Genomic DNA, 19,632 nt, shown 5'->3' on the forward strand with positions numbered 1-19,632 from the left:
CAATGGTTAAAAAGGGAACGCGATCCTTCATTCCTTTTAGGATCGCGAACCACATTACTTTTATTGACCTAAAATGGATTCTGCTTCCGTTCTAAACTGTTCTGCCCCTTGTTCTGGTTCTAATTGTCCGTACATAACCAATTCATCTATATCTTCAAGAGAGTTCAATACTTCAGCTGCCTCAGCTGGGTAATTTGAATCAATAGGTGAGCTATTATCAGTGATGTGATCAATATAATCGTATACCTTTTGTTCTGTTTCACTTAAATCTGCCGACATTTCCTCTTGGATTTCCGGACTAATCGGAACCCCGCGATCGGATCCAGCTATTTCATATACTTCTACTTGATTCGTATAAAAGTTGATAAATTTAGCTGCTTCTTCTTTATGCTCTGAATTTTCTCCTATGGACCATAACATCGCAGGCTTCAAGTACATTCCATCGTCGTTGTTCTCTCCAGGTAAAGGAGTCATTTCAATCGTACGTCCGGATGCGTCTGTCATTGTTCCTAACTGGTTCGTCCATCTAAAGTCAATTGGTGCTTCTTGGTGAATAAGCAATTCATCTTCAAGTCCTTGTATTTCTCCAATTGTGTCATATCCAGGTGCTACACCTTCGTCCACCATTTCTTTGTTCATTGTTAAATAATCTACTAATAATTGGTCATCTTCATATCCAAGACCAGATCCATCATCATTAAATAAACGTTGTCCTTTTTCTCTCACATAATACTCAAACATGTTACCTGGTTCCATCAAACGTACGCCATACTCCCCAGTCTCTTCATGAACGGTTTCAGCCATCGTTTCGAATTCTTCCCATGTCCAATCTTCATGCGGCATTTCGGCACCGGCTTCTTCGATCATCTCCGGATCATATAACCCCGCTAGAGCATTCACACCAGTAGGAATACCAACTAACGTTTCATTTACCTTCCCGGATTGCATAATCGTATCTCCAACACCTTCTACATCTATTGTTCCATCATCCACAAATGGCTGTAGGTCAGCTAGTTGACCTTGATTAGCATACTGGTTTACAAACTCACCGTGGTTTTGTTGCATAATGTCCGGTAAGTTTCCTCCCGCTGCTTGAGTTGCCATCTTCTCAAAATATCCATCAAATCCAGTGAAATCCGGTTGGATTGTTACATTCGGATTTTCTTCTTCATACAATTCAATAATCTCATTTGTCATGTCATGACGTCCTTGCGAACCCCACCAGGACATCCGTAATGTAATCTCTTCCTCTCCTGAGGAGGCATCCTCTCCATCTTCGGCATTCTCATTTCCAGCCTCTTCTTCTGTTCCTTCCGCTTCTTCTTCCGTTTCACCACCACAGGCCGCCATAAAAGATGCCATAAGAGCAGCACATAAAAGCAATAACAGTTTTTTCACCTTTTCCACTCTCCCCTTCATTAATTTTGAAAGCGCTTTCTATATATAATGTAATCTTATACCAATTAATCTGTCGTGATAATTAAAAATTCAGACATCAATGTTCAAAAAATAGACACATATTTACTTGCCGATAAAACTTCGTAATCAGTGTGATCGGAGACAGGCATTTGCTAAAATACCTGTCTCTCACCCTTATTTATCACTTTTTAAATTCAAGAAAATCTCCCCATACGATATCTCCATCCACATCTCGTTTGTATGGAAAGTCGGGATTGGTACTGGCGAAATCTTCTTCAGTCAGCTCAACACCAGAAGAATTTACCGACGAGCTTCCATCATACAAATAGTTGGTTTCCGACTCCAACGATTCTGGATATACATCCTCTGCTTGATAATCATGCTGATAGGAAACAAAGTTTTCTAGTTCAAATGCCTCGTCGATATCCGGGTAGGTAGAGAAGTCCAAGTTTCCACCCGCGTTGTTAAACGAGACATTGTTTTGGGCAATAACACCTGGATTGCTGTTGCTAGTAAAACCGACAGCCCCGTTATCAAAAGCAATGCTATTTCGAATGACATGAGGGACGTTTACTCCTTCTCCTCCTAGTTTAAATCCGTTTTTATCACCAGATCCTTGGGTTCCATCCGTTAAAAATCCATTATGATAAGCAATGCTGTCCTCTATTAGTACTGATCCAATTTCTCCCGTTCCGACCTTGGTGTATAAATCCCAGCCATCATCAATATTATTGTGAGCAATAGTTCCCCGGAAAACATTACCTTCCCCGGATGTTAACTTCGCTGCAAATCCATCCGCATTATTTTCAGATGGATCTCTATTATCAAATGAGGTTGAATTTAATACCAAATTGTTCGACGGCCACTCTGACTTGTCATCTTCTTCTGAATCTGTCCGGCTGATTTGCAGACCTGTATCACCATGCTCATAAAACCGGCTGTTTTCAACGATATTATTGTCGCCTCCAATAACAAACCCTTTCGTATTGCCGGCCGAACGCGCAAAATCGATACCCTCCACATGCCAATAATCCCCGCTTAGCACTACACCTTCAGATTGTTTATCAAAATCTATGACAGGAGTTGCATCAGGCGCTGCCTTTAATATTTTCATAGCATCTTCGGTGCCATCATTGTACTTTTTCATTTCCAGTTTCGATTCGCGGACATATTCTCCATCTGTCACTATAATGGTCTGACCTTCACTCACGTAATCGACAGCTGTATCCAAATCAACTGGATTTTCTTCTGTTCCTTGCCCGCTGCCTGTCCCTTCAGGAGATACGTATATATCACCATCAAACGTTCTGTTTGTTACTGAAAAATTCGTGATTATTTGGTCATAGGATGTTAGTGTCTGTGTATCATCGGGCAGGAAAACAGAAGTGAAGTTTGTGCTCTCATTTTCTTCCAATGGTGTTTCTACCACAGTGATTTCTCCAGCTTCCAATTCGTTATCTTTTGCGATTATTTCTGTTCCTTGCTTTAGGTTCACAGTTCCATCCACATTAGAACGAAGCATCACTTCATAATCATTTGTTTTTGATGACTTTTCTAAAGATAATACTTCCATACTTGGTTCTGTCGGTTCCGTTGGCGGATCGACCTTTGGTTCATCTGTTTCTGCTGCAGTCACATTTAAATCTATATTACTGACTTCGATATGCGCCACACGAGCAGCATAGAACCCGACATACATTTTGTCATCTTGAACGTTAAGAATTTCTGGTTCATACAGTAGTTCTTCTTCGCCATCATTTATTTTTCCTGTATAACCACTATTTGTTTTAGCCAACGTCAGTTTATAATCTGTTTCGGGATACGTGTTCTCAGAGTTAGGCTTTTCACTGTCGAGCATTGTTTTTTGAATGCCTTCACTTCCTGAACCATCCGAGGACTCTACTCCAGTTCTCACAAATAATTGCGTGCCATTCTCTGCTGTAGTTCCACCGCTGTATCCTCCGACAGCGGCCACATTAGAGGCAAAAACACTGGATTCGTTTGGTTCACCAATCGCATCTCTTGCCATAATCCCAAACGACTCTTGCCCATCATGTGGTTCTTTTGCATAGTTGTTAACATGAATATCTGCTGACAATTCAAAGTTATCTTGTTCTGCATCAATTTCCGTATAGTAATACGTTATCCCATCATGATCTCCCGTTATTTTTCCTGAACTCGGTCCTTCTGCAAGAATGTCAACCGTTCCTTCATCGTTCACATTCACTGTATTCGTGTCTTCGCCGACAGATTGCCCGAATATCCTTGAGTTCCATTCTTGGTCTTTTGCCGCTCGGGTCGTTACTTTAAACGACGCAGGATCAAGCGATTCTGTTTTCGGATGCACTGAAATTTCAGTAACTCCCGGCGAAGAAGCGTCATATTGCTCAGCATTGACTTCGTATTTATTTTCGTTCAATACCTGCCTGTCCCCATTATCATACACCTCGGAAACTTCCAAACCATCCATGTTCAATTCTTCGTCTATGTCGTACGTTGTCTGTGGATAGTTGGTCACCTCAAGACCGGTCACTTCCTTTTCCTTTACGGTCACATTTACCTGAGCCTTTTCTCCTTTATGAGCAATCTCTATCTGCTTCTCTCCTTCTGTGGATGTATCTAACGGAGAAACTTCATAACTATCTCTAATCAATCTTACCTCGTTGCCATCACTATATTCTGCATATACTACGATTCCATCTAACTGTAGTTCATTGCCAATAAAGTACGTCGTTTTTTCAGGATCTTGCCTAATATAAAGGCCAGTAATTTTAGCATCTACCACTTCTATTTGAAAATTGGCAGCAACCTCTGAATTCTCTTTGGAAACAACTGTTACATCTTTCATTCCTGGCTTTTCTAATGTATCTCCTTCTTTTACCTCGTCCCCGTCAATAACAATGGTGTATTCATCACTGGAAAGCTCCCTAGTTTGATATCCATCATTAAATTCGCCCATAATCGTTAATCCTTCATAATCAAACATATCCCCTGGGTAATACGTTGTTTTAGCCGGAAGAAACTGTACTTCCATATCTGTGACAGACAAATCATTAATGGATAAATCTACAGCTTCTACAACCCCATTGTAATGAATATACATGGTGTTTGTTCCAGGCTCGCTACTGTCAAAACCTGTGACAATATAGTCTTTAGAAGTTAATTCTTCTTCACCATTCTCATCCACTGCCGTTACACGGAGCCCTTTTGTATCCAACTCCTCTTCCACTAAATATTCCGTTTTCATATCACTAGAATCTACCTGCAATTCTTTCATATCTTTTTGTTCTTCCACTTCAAGTGACACATTGCTATACGTCACTTCGGTATTTCTCGAAGTAAAAAGTCCAGCGTATTCCACTTCTCCTTCAAAATCCTCTATAACTTGTGTTTCGTCTCCAACAGAAACCCTGTATAGACCACCATTTTTCTCCAGTTTTAACTTAAATTTTTCATCCGGAGCAGGGGTATTTGCCTCATCAAATTCATATCCTTCTTTTACAACACTGTCTAAATCATTTTGATTATAAAAACCTTTCATTGATTGATCTAGAGCACCTGCCGCAATATAATCACCTGTAAAGTCACCAATGTTCTCGTTATCCAAAACATTGCTTCTCAACATGATGCCAAAACCGACTTGATCATTTGCTGTCCAGGAGCTCACTTCAGCTGTTGCCGTCATTTCAACATTAGCGTCCTTCGGTATATTTTTAAAATAATAAGCAATTCCTTCAGCATTACTTTCAATTTTTCCCTTGTCATTAGAACTTCTCAAAGTTACTGTACTATCGTCCTCCTTTATTTCGAAATTTTCAGAATTAATACCGTCTTGTCCACCGTTATTTCCAAACACACTTCCCTGCCAATCACTTGTTATATCAATCATTTCCTCATGATTGTCAGCTAATGTTATGACAGGGGAAAATACTAAAAGAGTCGACATTGATAAAGCAAATACCTGTTTCAAAGCTTCCATGTATCATTCTCCTTTTTTTAGTATTTTTTAAATATTCCTCCTTTCCATTGAATTGATTAAAAATTGTAAGCGCATTCAAAACCGATGTCAATTTAAGGTTATTTAAAAAAAAATATATAATCCTATGATTTTTCAAAAACACATCAATAGTCCTACTATAGAAAATAAAAACTTTACCATTCTTATAAACCGGTTTATGGACTATTTTCTTCTTTTTTCCTGCGCTTTCTCTGCTTGTATTTTTTTATAAAATGGTAGAATACTATCAACTTTTTTTCATTTTATTATTAATAAACAAAGAAGGAGCTGTATCAAAAGGTACAGCTCCATTCTATAATAAAGAGAATTTAACCACGGGCAGAAGCGGAAGGCGGCGACTCCTGCGGGAATGAGGCGCTGCCCGCGGAAAGCGTCCGCCTGCAGCGCAAGCCCTAAATGTTAGTGAAGTATTTTTTGGCTAGTAGTAGACTTTTGATACAGCTCCTTCTGTTACATTAACTATTTAATTATCAATGATTAACGGAACGTGAACAAATCCTTCATCGGTGTGCTGAATAAGACCTTTATCAGACAATCTCAATTCCGGAATAACTACCAATGCCAGTAAAGAAAGCGTCATAAATGCGTAATTCATCGTACATCCTGCAGAAACAAGCGCTTGACTAATGGCCCGCGACTGTTCGGCCACTTTCTCGAATGGTTCTGGAGACATGAGGCCTGCAACAGGCAGTGGCTGAGTGACCTTACCTTCCTCTGTCACAACCGCAACGCCACCTTGCATCGTAATCACTTCATTAGCAGCTTTTGCGATTAAGCTATCATCGTTTCCGATGACCATAAGATTATGAGAATCATGTGACACCGTTGAAGCAAATGCCGCCGGTTTCGTAAATCCTACGTTTGTTAAAAGGGCGCTAGACTGACTGCCCCCCTTACCGTGACGTTCTATCACAGACATTTTGCATACATCTTCATGTTGCGGCAATGCCACTGCGCCATTCTCAACAGGCACTTGAATATGTTCTTCTTTCGTATCAACGTGATTCTCACGGACTTTAATAGCACGTGCACGATATGTTCCATCCATTGTTCCATGCGGAGCTTCAATGCTGAAATTTTCAGCTTGAAAAGACGGATTCAAATGAACAGATTGCTGCGCTTCTTTTGGGTACGGATCACTTTCCCAAACGTCTGTCATTTCTCCGTTTTCTGCAACAACAACACCCGCAGCAATTGTAGTTTGAACGTTCACTTCCGGGAGCGGTCCGTCTAACATGATAATGTCAGCAAATCTACCTGGAGCAATAGATCCAATGTCTTGAGATAAACCAAAACGTTCAGCCGAGTTAATCGTTGCCATTTGAAATGCAACAACAGGCGGCACCCCTTGTTCTATCGCATGACGAACTACAAAGTCCATATGTCCTTCATCCACGAGTGATTCTGGACTTCTGTCATCTGTCACTAACATCAAACGGCGTGAATCAATCCCCCGCTCTGTATAAGCTGTAATCGTCGGGACAACATCATGCCATGCTGATCCGCGACGAAGTTTTGCGTACATACCTAGGCGTACTCTATCAATTACTTCTTCCCCACTTGTCACTTCGTGATCTCCTGAGATTCCGCTTGCGGCATAAGCAGACATTCTCCAATCATTACTAGGCCAAGTGTAATGACCATCCGCCACTCTGCCTGCTTTTAACGTCTCTTGAATTTCGCCCATCATTTTGTCATCGCCAAACACGACACCCGGAAAATTCATCACTTCGCCAAGAGCAATCATGTCCTCTCCCCAAGTGAAAGCTTCTGCTACTTCTTCGGGGCCAATATTTGCTCCACTCGTCTCAAAGTCCGTGCTTGTAGAAGGAACACAAGAGGCCACTTGCATGTAGCCTGCCATCGGGGTTTGGCGCAATTCATTCAACATTAAACGAAGTCCTTTCAACCCTAAAACATTGGCAATTTCATGGGCGTCAAAAAAACCACCTGTTGTCCCTTTTGGCAATACCGCTCTCGCAAATTGCTTTGGAGTAATCTGACTGCTTTCTATGTGACAGTGCCCATCTATTAATCCAGGAGCAACATAATTTCCATTCGCATGAATGCGAACAGTATCCTCTCCTATCGTATGAGAGGCATCGTTTCCTACATAGGCAATTCGGGTACTCTGCACGGCAATATCAATGTCTGATTGAATTTCTCCAGAGATTACATTAACCATTTTCGCATTTTCAATGACTAAAGAAGCCGGTTTATCTCCACGTGCTGTCTTTACTAATTCCGGGATGTCTTCCGCTAACGGTTTCCTATTTTGAACAAAATTGTTTGCAGTACTCATTGTTTCAGCTCCTTTTCGACTTCTTTTTATTATACGAATAGAAAAAAGAACTGAAAACAATTCCGTCAATCTTTTTTCCAAAGAAATATTTATTCCGCTTTATATAAATAAATTTCCCATACCGAGTCTTCGTTTTCAAACACTTTTTCTAGCTGTAAACCATTTTCTTCTGCATTCTTAATCTCTACAGCGGATAAAACATATTCACCGCCCATATCTTTAAAAGCTTCCGTGCCAAAATCGAAGTCTTCGATTGTTTTATTTTTATCTTTTGTAAATAAATAATTTTTTCCGAGTTCATCGGCGAAAACGTAAGCTCTTCCGCCCCAAGTATTAAAATATCCTTCTAATGTTTCGTTTTTCTGAAGCTCTCCTTCAATGATTTCCTTGAATTGGTGCTTATAATCTAAAGGATACATCGTCACATACAAATCCAGCGTGTAAAATCCATTATATTGAGCAATAGCAGGGTGCATGCCGACACTTACAACACGATAATCCGCAGGGTCTTCGCCAATATACGATTGCACCTCATCGAATAAATCTTCGGAGTAAAACTCAGCGTAAGACGGGTAATCAATATCTCTATATTTTAATTCATGATGCTGAGAAAATACGCCGCCAATTTGACCGATCAATAGTAGCACAGCAAGTGTCGTTCCGAATTTCAACCTTTTTTGAATCATCGTTAACGCAAGCGCAAACACCACATACCAAGTAACGATATTTAACAAGTGGAATCGCCCAAAGTTAAATTCATTAATCAGATCACTCGCATTTTTCAAAACCCGCATACCTTCCCAGTTCCAAATAGATATCCAGAAGGAAAAAATCACAATAGAAAGAAACAGCCAAGGTATTGCTTTCTCTCTTGCATTCAATGGCGTAATCGATGGTCTCCACTTTCGGACCAGTTTCACACCAAATGTTAATAAGAGTGCAAAAACCGCTGTATAAAAGGCAAACGGATAATGTAAGGATTCCGAATGTGAATGAGAGTGTAGCAAATTATCCCCAAAAAAGTTGATGACCGTTTCAAAATCTCTATGTCCTCTTGAAAATTCAGCCCGATGTGTTGTGAATCCTTGTTCAAACAACATGCCAATAACAAGCCGGTATTGTTTCATAAGATAAAGAGCCGTCATTACAACAACACCCGTGAACATTAGCCAATTGATGCGTTTTGTTCTAATAGCATCAACCAACCAAACCAGACCCATTATCGCTAAGAAGAATATGAAAGATACGATAAAACTAGAATAAAAAGGGACGAGGCCAATGATAAGCCAGTCTTTCCAAGTTGATGTTCGATTTCGCAAGTTTAAAAAAGCATATAGTACGAGAGGAATACCTGCAAAACTCAAGCCCCCAAAAGGCCAGAAGGTTGTCAGTGAGAAGACAAGCGCTGTTCCAGCGATAATCCAGGGGCTGGCATTTTTATGAGTCAGGATATGTTTTTTCAATAAAAGGTACATGCCAAAAAAAGCAACAAATCGCATGAGAAACAAGTTTATAGCAAATACCGTGAAAGGATCAAACAAAGAAAACAGTAATGTAAATAAACTTAGTTCAGCGCTCAACGATTCGCGCGGTAACCCGTTCATTATCGTCGGAATTTCTGTGTCATTCGAAGCAAATATAACACCATTTTCCACCATCGTTTTATACCAAACTAGATTAGAATCCAAGTTATCATGAATTCTCACATGTGCATCTTCCCCGAGAATGACAAGTGGCAATAAATAAGCAAGTATTAAACATACGCTTATTATAATCCAGGTTCTCTCTCTCAACACTTGTAAAAACTCCTTATCCTGTTCGTGACAGCTTCAATATCTTGTTTTTGCAATTCATAAAACATAGGTAATCGCAACAACCGTTCACTTTCTTTTGTTGTGAACTGGTCTTCTCCGTGAAAACGTCCGAACCGTTTCCCGGCTTCAGACGAATGAAGCGGAACGTAATGAAAGACACTTACAATATTATCTTGTTTCAACCATTCCACTAATGCCGTGCGTTCCTCAATATCTTTCGTTTTTATATAAAACATGTGAGCATTATGACAACACTCCTCTGGAACCACCGGTAATTCTATTAATCCTTTCTCTGCAAGCGGTTCTAACGCTTCATAATACATGTTCCAAGAGGCTAAACGGTCCTCATTAATAACATTCGCATGATGAAGCTGCGCATACAAATAGGCAGCATTCAACTCTCCTGGAAGATAAGATGACCCTATGTTTACCCAGGAGTACTTGTCAACTTGTCCGCGCAGAAATCTAGATCGGTTCGTCCCTTTTTCACGAATAATCTCTGCCTGTTCTTTGTTCCTTTCATCATTCACAAGCAGAGCACCACCTTCTCCACTTGTATAGTTTTTCGTATCATGAAAACTGTAACAGCCGTAGTCACCTATCGTGCCAAGTGCTTCACCTTTATATGTACTCATCACACCTTGTGCAGCATCTTCAATCACCATGAGCTCATGTTTTTTTGCAATGGATAAAATAGTGTCCATTTCACAAGCTACCCCTGCATAATGCACCGGAACAATAGCTTTTGTCTTGCTCGTAATCGCATATTCTATCAAATTTTCATCAATATTCATTGTATCCGGTCGAATATCAACGAAAACAATCACCGCTCCCCGCAGTACAAAAGCATTGGCAGTCGATACAAAAGTGTACGAAGGCATAATCACTTCATCCCCCGGCTTTATATCTGCTAGCAGGGCGGCCATCTCCAGCGCATGAGTGCATGACGGCGTCAAATACGTTTTCGGGCATTCAAAAGAGGATTCTAACCATTCCTGACACTTCTTTGTAAAAGGGCCGTCTCCGGAAAGTTTTCTATTCTCGATAGCTTGCGTCATGTAATATTGTTCTTCTCCTGTCACCGGAGCTCTATTAAAAGGAATCATCACTTAACCACCTCCTGACATTTTAAGCTGACTGACTCGTCACAAGTATTCCCGCAACAATTAGTATTAGTCCTATTACTTTATAAGACGTTATCGGCTCATTAAATATAAGAATGGATAAGAAAAAGACAAGCATAAAGGATAAACTCATAAAGGGATACGCATAACTAATATCAAATTTTGTCATCGCTGCCATCCAAAACAGTGATGCGACAAAGGCAGAAAGAAAACCCGATAAAATAAGCGGGTCGAGTAAAAGTTTCAATAGAAATACGATTTTCTCCGATAGATCAGCAGGCAGACTCCCAAATTTTGAAATCCGCCACTTTAGCATCATCTGCCCGTATACTGTGAAAAATATAGTTCCAAATATATAAAGATAACCCACTCTAAAAATCCTCTCCAGCACTACGTGTTAAGCTTATGATAAATATCGACTGCACCCTTGAATTTAAAACCAAGGGATGTCACTAGATTCATCATCGCCAAGTTTGCTGCGGAAATCGACGTCTTTACCTCTTCATACCCTTCATCAAACAAAATTTGGACAGCCTGACTCCAAAAATATTTGGATAAGCCACGTCCCTGATATTCAGGTTTAAATGCTTGGAGAAGTACCTGATTTTCAGAAAAAGCAAAGAACCCGGCCAATTCGCCATCATACGCCAGTCCCCACACTTTATTTTGATCATATAACTGACCCAGCCAGTTGTCATACCGTTGATCCGCCCCGCTTCGATCTAATTTAAAATCACGGTGGAATCGACCGTGCTCATAAGCTCCTTTTGAAATAGCAATAATATCTTCACGATTCACATCAAACATTAATGTTAATTTTTCATCTTCAAAAGGAATGAACGTTTGTCTGTGACAAATTGGAGTCACCAAAGTATCTGTATAATAAAATCCGTATTGATGAAGAAGTTTTTTCGAGTCTAACGGATCCACTTTTATTGTAAAATGCCCTTCCATGCTTTCACTTTTTTTCAGTGCTTCTTCAGAATGCACCAGTAATTCATAAGTATCCATTTCTAATGCTCTTTTATCCCAAGGTGTTTCACGAATCATTTCTTCTGTCATGTCACAATCCTCCTTGTTTATTTTTCGTTTGTAAGGTTGGTGTTGTTTTTTCTACATTACCCTCTTGAAACCCAACCGATTCTTGCACAATATATAAAGGTCTGTCTTTCACTTCATTAAACACTTTGCCTATATACAAACCTAAGACGCCGAGATTGGCAAAAATTAATCCGCCGACAAAATAGATAGAAACCATTAAACTTGTCCACCCCGGCAATGGCTCAAACATAAAAAAGTACTGGTACATTAAATATAAACCATATATAAGTGCACCAAGTGAAAGTAAAAACCCGAACTTAATAGACAATCGCAACGGTTTGTTCGATTGCGATACAATACCATCTATAGCAAGATTCATTAGTTTTGATAAATTGTATGAGGATGTACCGGATACTCTTTCTTGATGTTCTACATTCACTGTAGCCGTGTCGAATCCCATCCATTTTATAAATAACGGGAAATTTCGATTTTGTTCACGTAGCTGTTGAAAGTTTTGAATGACTTTTCTAGACGATATACTGAAGTTCGCAATAGCAGGATCAGATGTATTTTCTGTGAAATAGTCATACACTTTATAGTAAAGTTTTGACTCCCATCTTTTTATAAAAGTATCATGACGCACTTGCCTTCTCGCAAATACAACGTCAAAACCTTCTGTTGTCTTTTCGTATAGTTTAGCTATCTCTTCTGGTTGATCCTGAAGATCGCAGTCCATGACAACAACCCAGTCACCTTTTGCTTCATCCAAACCAGCAGTAATAGCTACATGCTGACCAAAATTTTTAGCTAGTTTCATTCCTTTTACACGGCTGTCCCTGTTTGTTAGCTGTTGAATCACACTCCAAGATTGATCGGGACTGCAATCTTCTACCATAATGATTTCAAAATTGCGTGTGATGTTTTCTAATGTTTCTTTTAACCGGTTATATAGTTGAATCAAGCATTCACCGCATCCATACACCGGAGTTACAACGGAAAGATGAGGATTACTATTTTTCATAATTTACATACCACTCCACCGTTTTTAGAATTCCCGACTCAAAATCTTCGTCGGCCTGCCATCCCAGCTCTTCTTTGATTTTACTAGTATCAACCGCATATCTACGGTCATGTCCTGGGCGATCATCGACAAATGAGATAAGCTCTTTATAACTTCCTAGACCAGCCTTTTGTTTTGTTTCAGGCGCTAATTCATCTAGTACTTCACAAATTTTTCTGGCAATATACAGATTGGTACGTTCATTTTCTCCTCCAATGTTATAGGTTTGTCCTGTTTGCCCATCGTGAAATACGTGATCGACGCCTTTGCAATGATCTAATACATAGAGCCAGTCTCTTATGTTCTGACCATCTCCATAAATCGGGACTGTTTCAGCGTTTAACGCTTTTCTTATAATTGTTGGAATTAGCTTTTCTTTATGCTGCTTAGGCCCGTAATTATTTGAGCAATTTGTAATTACAGTATTCATGCCGTACGTTCTATAGTAACTTTGAACAATCATATCCGAACTTGCCTTACTTGCGCTGTAAGGACTGCTCGGTGCATAGGGGGATGTTTCTGAAAACAATCCAACTGGACCTAGGGTTCCATACACTTCATCCGTCGAAATATGATGAAAACGTGCATGTTCATACCCAGGCCGGAATTGGTTAGCTCCGGTCATCCAATAATTTTTTGCAACATCGAGCAACGTAAATGTTCCATGTACATTCGTACGGATAAATGCATCAGGATCATCAATCGAACGATCGACGTGGGATTCTGCCGCAAAATGAATAACACCTTGAATATCGTGGTCTCTAAACAGTGTTTCCAATAGCTCCCGATCTCCGATGTCTCCTTCGACAAAGTGATGATTCGAAAGGTGATTGAATTTGTTCATTTCCTCAGAGTCGGCGGCATACGTTAATTTATCGAAATTGATAACTTTCACATTTGGATACTTTTCGGCAAAGTAAGGGACAAAGTGAAGTCCGATAAACCCTGCCCCTCCTGTTATTAATATCGTCTTTTGTTCCATCATTTCATCAGTTCCGTTCTATGCTCATTATCTGATTGACCGACGCCCTCTGTTAACGGGCTTTTTTCGACTGTTCGCAGCAAGTACTTTTTATACTCACTATTTTTCATTTGAGATATTTTTTTCAACATCTCATCCCTGTTTAAATAATTCATATAATAAGCAATTTCCTCTAAGCAGGCCACTTTAAAGCCTTGACGTTTCTCAACAGTCTCAATAAATTGAGAGGCATCAAACAGAGATTCCGGTGTACCTGTATCCAGCCATGCAAAACCGCGGCCAAGTAATTCCACATTTAATGTACCCGCTTCAAGATATGCTTTGTTAATATCAGTGATCTCCAATTCCCCTCGACTCGAAGGGCGGGTGTTTTTCGCAATATCAAGCACATTATTGTCATAAAAGTATAAGCCCGTCACCGCAAACTCCGATTTCGGCTTTTTCGGTTTTTCCTCAATAGACTTTACACGCTGTTTTTCATCAAACTCTACCACTCCAAATCGTTCCGGTTCACTCACCCGGTATCCGAAAACAGTGGCTCCTTGTGTACGATTCGCTGCTTGCTGAAGGAGAGGGGTGAACCCTTGTCCATAAAAGATATTATCGCCAAGTATTAAAGCTACATTATCATTACCAACAAACGATTCTCCAATCGTAAAAGCTTGAGCCAATCCATCTGGAGAAGACTGTTCTGCATAAGAAAGAGAAATCCCAAACTGACTGCCATCTCCAAGTAGTTCTTGGAATCTTGGCGTATCCTGAGGTGTTGATATAATTAAAATGTCCCGAATACCAGAAAGCATTAACACAGATAGCGGATAGTATATCATCGGTTTATCATAAACCGGCAACAATTGTTTAGAAATACTTTTTGTCATTGGATACAGTCTCGATCCGCTTCCGCCTGCTAATATGATACCTTTCATCATTTCGACCTCCTTACACGATAAAATGTTATAACTATATTTCCTTTTTAAAACCGTTTAAAAACATCACGGATTGTACCAAAACATCCATGAAAATCTGCCTGATACATAACATTTTCTTCGTACAAATGAAAAAGCAGAACTTGCATCATATTAACCTTTATCTCTGTTATTTATTCTCTGTTCAAGCTACTTTTATGATGAGAAATAAGTGTGTCAGCAGTGTGTCATCCCATTCTTTTTCACATTTTTTTAAAGTAACACATGATTGTGTCTGTTCAACTGCCCTAGGTTGGTATTGAATGACCCCGATCCCAGCACACGCTTTGAGCAGATCGCACGCAGCCTTTACGATAAAAAAGACCTTTCCTAAAAAGGAAAAGGTCTTGTCTTCAACATATTAAATAATACCTAACGGCATTTTCTTACGAGGAGGAGGAAATTCACGGTCTAATATTTTTATTTCTTCTTCATTAAGCTCAATGGCAGCCGCTGCAGCATTATCATAAATATGCTGTTCTTGTACTGCTTTTGGAATGGCGAGAACATCACCGTTTCTAATCGACCAGGCTAGAGCTATTTGCATCGGTTTTACTTGATGACTCTCTGCTATTTTATTAACATCTGGATTGTTCATCATTCGTTTTTGCAACGAACTTCCGCCTTGGGCAAGCGGACAATATGCCATGGTCGGAATATTGCGTTCACGCTGCCATGGTAATAAGTCATACTCAATCCATGTCTCAGGTGGTAATGTACTCACTTGAAAAGCCCTAATTTCATATAAGTCTATAGCTATCATCTGTTTTTTTCAGATTTCGAATAACTAGGAATCATAAATATCCCCACCATAAATAAGACATAGGATAGTCGACGTATGACATCATAATACTCATAAGGTTTAAGATAAGATAGATTTATAATCATAGCGATAGCTCCTACGATAACCATAAATATACCGAATGTTTGCCTGGACAAAAGTGCTCACCTCCACTTTAAATATCCCAACAACTATATAGTATCATAAATAATGGTAATATATATAAAATATGCTAGTGGTGACGCCTTAGTTGCCGCCTGCGAAAATAGTTTGAAACGACTACACTACTCCCGATAAGTTTCCCCTTCATCTAAATTTAAGGCATGGTTGTTAATCGATACCATATCGTTATTTGTCCACTCCACAGTAATGTTTTTCGTTTTTTCTTCATAATAAATTCTTTTTTTAAACCAAAGTGGTCCGTTCCATTCTCCTCTTACCCCAAATGTACCCGCAGATCCTGAATCCCAGCGGTAAAAATCAATTGTATAATTATTTTCGGGGGAATGAATGGTTTTAAAATGTACGTCTTCTTGTAAAGAAGACGCAAATGACGATAATAACAATACTGAAAGGATTACAAGAGACAGAAGTGATGAGACAATCACTGTTAACCAGCTTCTTAATTTGACCAACCTGTTTCTTTTATCTTTACATCCTTTTACCCCTAATATAAAAGCTAAAATGCTAATCAAAAATAGAATGTAATGTGGCGGTGCTATTAACCAAGTGTTATTCATATTAGAATATATCGAATAGTAAAATATACCTACACAAAATACTATTAAATAAAATGACCATGCGTTGTATTTTGTTATCAAGCATATTCCCCCTGCCCTTCCGTCTTGCTTCTAAACATCTATTTTAACATAAAACCTCATTCACTCTTGAACATAAGAAAAACGGAATCTGGCAGCTAGAGATTCCGTCTTCTCGTTTTATACAAAAAGAAGGAACTTCCCTTTTTAGGACAGTCCCTTCAAATGGTAGTGCTGTTTTTTAACCGGCTTCTGTTCCCGTTTGATCTAATGTTAGCTCTGTTGTTTGCTGTTCACCATTTCGATAAAAAGTAATAGTAATAGTGTCCCCGATTTCAGCATCATTATAAAGAAAACTACGCAATGCATGACCGTCCGCTATTTCTTCACCGTTAATTGCTGTAATTACATCATATTGCTGTAATCCCGCGTTCTCTGCAGCGGATCCTGCTTGTACGCTGTTAATAAATACGCCTTGTTCTACATCCTCAGGAAGGTTTAAAGTTTCCTGCCAGTGATAGCTGGGCACTTCAGAGAGTGAGCCAATAGTGACACCAAGTTGCGGCCGTTCGACCTGTCCATTCTCTTCTAGATCTTCAAGAATTGGCACAACAGTGTTAGACGGGATAGCAAATCCAATCCCCTCCACCGATGATTGTGCAATTTTCATAGAGTTTATGCCAATTAATTGTCCTTCAATATTGATTAACGCTCCCCCGCTGTTTCCCGGGTTAATAGCTGCGTCTGTTTGCAACACATCGGAAGTCCAATCTGTTTGACCGTCACCATTCGTATCAACCGGAATACTTCTATCAACCGAGCTGATAATGCCTTGTGTAACGGTACCGTTTAAATTTTCACCAAGAGGGTTTCCTATCGCAATCGCCGGCTCACCAGTTGAAAGGGCGTCTGAATCACCAAACTCCGCAACCGTTTCAACATTTTCCGAACTTATGCGAAGAACTGCTAAATCCGTTAATGCATCAGTCCCAACGATTTCAGCCTCCACCCTTTTATCGTTAGATAATCCAACTTCAACTTGGCTGGCTCCATCTATGACGTGATTGTTCGTAACCACAAAGGCAGAATCCCCTTCTGTTTTATAAATAACACCGGAGCCAGACCCTTGTGCCTGCGCCTCTCCTTCTTCTTGCATAAACCCTCCCTGCTGCAGACTGAATATGCCTACAACGGCGTCTGATACTTCGTCAACAGCAGAAGTTACTTCACTCGATACATTAACACTTTCTGTCGACATTTCTTCTGCAACAGGTTCTGATGTTTGGTTTTCGGTTTCGGTAGCTGATTGATTTTCTTCTGTATCATTTGCGGCATCTGTAGAAAACATATTGTCGCTATATACCAACGGCATCGCTGCAGCTACAATGACAGCTCCTATAAGGGCACCTATAAAACCAGTAAATCCTGCTCTTTTTCTATCTTTTTTATGACGCTTTTGTTCCTCTTCGACATGGTTTTCGTGGTTTTGATTATTTTCATAGTTATCCATTTGGATTCCTCCCTATTTTAGTATTGGTATGTGAATAGTAATAGACTTACTTAATTTCTATATCATACTTTATAGGACTTATGTGTCAGCCAAATGTCTATAAGCAATTTCTATAAACTTTTATCTTTACACTTATTCGTTTTTACCACGTGATATATTGAATCAAACACTTCACTAACGGTTTAATCGTTTTACAATCATATTTTCCAACCATTGTTTCGGCAGAAAATGCCTCCAACGATAAGCGTATTTTGCTGTCTTACCTAATGGATAACGCAGCTTTGGACGTTTCGCCTGAAGAATCACCCTTAACAATGTTGCAATTTCATAAGGATCACCAGCTCCTTCTACAGATTGACGAGCCTCACCTACTAGATTTTCCACCATTGTTTTATAATCAACACTCGCTAGTTTTATATCTGTTAGTGCTTTTTCCCAAATGTCTGTTTTATAGCTAGAAGGCTCAATTAAAGAAACATAAACGTGAAAAGGGAGCATTTCGTAACGTAACGATTCACTAAAACCTTCTAATGCAAACTTACTGCTAGCGTAAGCACTCATTCCCGGCATACCCATGTAGCCGCTGATACTACTAACATTAATAATGGAGCCAAAACGCTGTTTACGAAAAATCGGCAGCATTGCCGTCGTCAACTTAACTGTCCCAAAAAAATTCACATCAAACTGATGCCTCCATTCTTCCTCTGACAGTGCTTCTACAATGCCTCCTTGACAGTATCCTGCATTATTTACGAGGACATCTAATGTTTTCATATTTGATTGCACGAAATCTGCTAGTTTTTCAATCTGCTGCGTGTCGGTAATATCAAGCTCAAAAAGGTGTAAGCATTCTTTTTTGCCCAATGCTTCTGCTCGCTCTACTAGAGCATTTCCATATTGAAGATTTCGAACGCCGGCAATGACTTCATACTCCATTTCCAATAATTGTTGTACCATAATCCGGCCAAATCCACCATTGCTTCCCGTCACTACTGCACAAGGCATAATCTCTCTTCCTTTCATTCATTATCTCAACAACATATTCTTTCAGTTTACCGGTATAAAAATTTATACTTTTCGTTCCTTTATATGTTTCAATTGAGCAACAATGATAAAACTGACAATTACAAGAAGGAACCATGAGCTAATTTTACCAATATGTACAATCTCCCATGCTTCACCTTGATTTGGATATTGCCAAGCGCCAAATAACGTCGAGATGTTTTCAGCAATCCAAACAAAAAAACCAATCAGAAAAAAGGACAAGACAAGCGGCATCTTCAGCTTGAGATTGTCTACCTGAAATTCGACATAAGTACGTATGAAAACAATTACCAAAATAATCATTAATATCCATCTAATATCAAAAATAAAATGATGTGTGAAAAAATTGAAGTAAATCATTGCTCCAAGGGGCACAGTGATTAAAAATACTGGCCATCCCCGCAAGTTCAAATGTAGACGTCTCCATGCCTGACACATGTAACTCGCCACACTGGCATACATAAAGCCGCTATATAACGGAACTCCAAACACTTTCGTCCACGCCTCTTCCGGATAGGCCCACGACCCCATATGCACTTTATATAACTCAAGCGTCAATCCGATTATATGAAATACACCGATGACCTTTAACTCATCTACAGTCTCCATCCCTGTACGAAACATTAGAAGCTGCACAATGAGACAAATGAGCAGAATAAAGTCATACCGATATAAAAATGGTATATCTATAACATTAGAAACAGCCAGCGTGGCAAATATGGCTACCGGAAAAATACACGACATCGCCTGTTGATAGCCAAAATGTATAAAATATCTCCATGCTTTCATATTCCCACCATCTTTTCTAGCAATT

General features: G+C 39.5%; 16 protein-coding genes. All 16 read right to left on the reverse strand.

The features are described 5' to 3' along the window. Nucleotides 1-60: 60 nt before the first annotated feature. The 16 genes from J2S78_RS13115 to J2S78_RS13190 all read right to left on the reverse strand — a co-directional run bounded on the left by J2S78_RS13115 (nt 61) and on the right by J2S78_RS13190 (nt 19,607). Entirely contained in the window at nt 61-1,398 is a 1,338-nt protein-coding gene (locus tag J2S78_RS13115) for an ABC transporter substrate-binding protein (RefSeq protein WP_306899245.1), read from the reverse strand. A gap of 202 nt (nt 1,399-1,600) precedes the next feature. After that, a complete protein-coding gene (locus J2S78_RS13120; protein WP_306899247.1) occupies nt 1,601-5,398 on the reverse strand; it encodes a right-handed parallel beta-helix repeat-containing protein in 3,798 nt (1,265 codons plus the stop codon). A 502-nt stretch (nt 5,399-5,900) separates the two neighbouring features. Next, a complete protein-coding gene (locus J2S78_RS13125) occupies nt 5,901-7,739 on the reverse strand; it encodes an adenine deaminase (RefSeq protein WP_306899249.1) in 1,839 nt (612 codons plus the stop codon). A gap of 89 nt (nt 7,740-7,828) precedes the next feature. Continuing rightward, on the reverse strand, nt 7,829-9,535 hold the full coding sequence (locus J2S78_RS13130) for a DUF6044 family protein (protein ID WP_306899250.1): 1,707 nt from the start codon (nt 9,533-9,535) through the stop codon (nt 7,829-7,831). Continuing rightward, nucleotides 9,529-10,659, reverse strand: coding sequence for a dTDP-4-amino-4,6-dideoxygalactose transaminase (rffA, locus tag J2S78_RS13135; protein WP_306899610.1), 1,131 nt, complete (start codon nt 10,657-10,659; stop codon nt 9,529-9,531). Before rffA ends, J2S78_RS13130 begins: the two co-directional genes overlap by 7 nt. A 22-nt stretch (nt 10,660-10,681) precedes the next feature. Beyond that, nucleotides 10,682-11,047, reverse strand: coding sequence for an EamA family transporter (locus tag J2S78_RS13140; RefSeq protein ID WP_306899252.1), 366 nt, complete (start codon nt 11,045-11,047; stop codon nt 10,682-10,684). A gap of 20 nt (nt 11,048-11,067) precedes the next feature. Beyond that, nucleotides 11,068-11,739 (reverse strand): GNAT family N-acetyltransferase, encoded by a 672-nt coding sequence (locus J2S78_RS13145; protein WP_306899253.1) that lies wholly within the window; start codon nt 11,737-11,739, stop codon nt 11,068-11,070. 1 nt (nt 11,740) lies between these two features. Beyond that, on the reverse strand, nt 11,741-12,739 hold the full coding sequence (locus tag J2S78_RS13150; RefSeq protein WP_306899255.1) for a glycosyltransferase family 2 protein: 999 nt from the start codon (nt 12,737-12,739) through the stop codon (nt 11,741-11,743). Beyond that, entirely contained in the window at nt 12,729-13,763 is a 1,035-nt protein-coding gene (gene rfbB, locus J2S78_RS13155; protein WP_306899256.1) for a dTDP-glucose 4,6-dehydratase, read from the reverse strand. The genes J2S78_RS13150 and rfbB overlap by 11 nt, the downstream gene beginning before the upstream one ends. Next, nucleotides 13,760-14,686, reverse strand: coding sequence for a glucose-1-phosphate thymidylyltransferase RfbA (gene rfbA / locus J2S78_RS13160; RefSeq protein WP_306899613.1), 927 nt, complete (start codon nt 14,684-14,686; stop codon nt 13,760-13,762). Before rfbA ends, rfbB begins: the two co-directional genes overlap by 4 nt. A gap of 400 nt (nt 14,687-15,086) precedes the next feature. After that, nucleotides 15,087-15,488 (reverse strand): aldo/keto reductase, encoded by a 402-nt coding sequence (locus J2S78_RS13165; RefSeq protein ID WP_370871566.1) that lies wholly within the window; start codon nt 15,486-15,488, stop codon nt 15,087-15,089. Next, nucleotides 15,485-15,664, reverse strand: coding sequence for a hypothetical protein (locus J2S78_RS13170; protein WP_306899259.1), 180 nt, complete (start codon nt 15,662-15,664; stop codon nt 15,485-15,487). Before J2S78_RS13170 ends, J2S78_RS13165 begins: the two co-directional genes overlap by 4 nt. Before the next feature lie 126 nt (nt 15,665-15,790). Next, nucleotides 15,791-16,327 (reverse strand): DUF5412 family protein, encoded by a 537-nt coding sequence (locus tag J2S78_RS13175; protein ID WP_306899261.1) that lies wholly within the window; start codon nt 16,325-16,327, stop codon nt 15,791-15,793. A 178-nt stretch (nt 16,328-16,505) separates the two neighbouring features. Further along, complete coding sequence (locus J2S78_RS13180; RefSeq protein WP_306899263.1) at nt 16,506-17,774, reverse strand: S1C family serine protease; 1,269 nt, start codon at nt 17,772-17,774, stop codon at nt 16,506-16,508. 174 nt (nt 17,775-17,948) lie between these two features. Continuing rightward, entirely contained in the window at nt 17,949-18,779 is an 831-nt protein-coding gene (locus tag J2S78_RS13185) for an SDR family NAD(P)-dependent oxidoreductase (RefSeq protein ID WP_306899266.1), read from the reverse strand. A gap of 63 nt (nt 18,780-18,842) precedes the next feature. Then, the gene (locus tag J2S78_RS13190) at nt 18,843-19,607 is read right to left on the reverse strand and encodes a DUF817 domain-containing protein (RefSeq protein ID WP_306899267.1); all 765 of its coding nucleotides are present in this window, start codon (nt 19,605-19,607) and stop codon (nt 18,843-18,845) included. Nucleotides 19,608-19,632: the final 25 nt, after the last annotated feature.

This window comes from Salibacterium salarium, assembly GCF_030813635.1.
Taxonomy (GTDB): domain Bacteria; phylum Bacillota; class Bacilli; order Bacillales; family Marinococcaceae; genus Salibacterium; species Salibacterium salarium.

What these genes read in the sequence shown, in the direction of transcription:
- J2S78_RS13120 (WP_306899247.1), bottom strand. Translation starts at nt 5,398, where the DNA reads ATGGAAGCTTTGAAACAGGTATTTGCTTTATCAATGTCGACTCTTTTA.
- J2S78_RS13185 (WP_306899266.1), bottom strand. Translation starts at nt 18,779, where the DNA reads ATGCCTTGTGCAGTAGTGACGGGAAGCAATGGTGGATTTGGCCGGATT.
- J2S78_RS13125 (WP_306899249.1), bottom strand. Translation starts at nt 7,739, where the DNA reads ATGAGTACTGCAAACAATTTTGTTCAAAATAGGAAACCGTTAGCGGAA.
- J2S78_RS13180 (WP_306899263.1), bottom strand. Translation starts at nt 17,774, where the DNA reads ATGGATAACTATGAAAATAATCAAAACCACGAAAACCATGTCGAAGAG.
- rfbB (WP_306899256.1), bottom strand. Translation starts at nt 13,763, where the DNA reads ATGATGGAACAAAAGACGATATTAATAACAGGAGGGGCAGGGTTTATC.
- rffA (WP_306899610.1), bottom strand. Translation starts at nt 10,659, where the DNA reads ATGATTCCTTTTAATAGAGCTCCGGTGACAGGAGAAGAACAATATTAC.
- J2S78_RS13165 (WP_370871566.1), bottom strand. Translation starts at nt 15,488, where the DNA reads ATGATAGCTATAGACTTATATGAAATTAGGGCTTTTCAAGTGAGTACA.
- rfbA (WP_306899613.1), bottom strand. Translation starts at nt 14,686, where the DNA reads ATGAAAGGTATCATATTAGCAGGCGGAAGCGGATCGAGACTGTATCCA.
- J2S78_RS13150 (WP_306899255.1), bottom strand. Translation starts at nt 12,739, where the DNA reads ATGAAAAATAGTAATCCTCATCTTTCCGTTGTAACTCCGGTGTATGGA.
- J2S78_RS13190 (WP_306899267.1), bottom strand. Translation starts at nt 19,607, where the DNA reads ATGAAAGCATGGAGATATTTTATACATTTTGGCTATCAACAGGCGATG.
- J2S78_RS13145 (WP_306899253.1), bottom strand. Translation starts at nt 11,739, where the DNA reads ATGACAGAAGAAATGATTCGTGAAACACCTTGGGATAAAAGAGCATTA.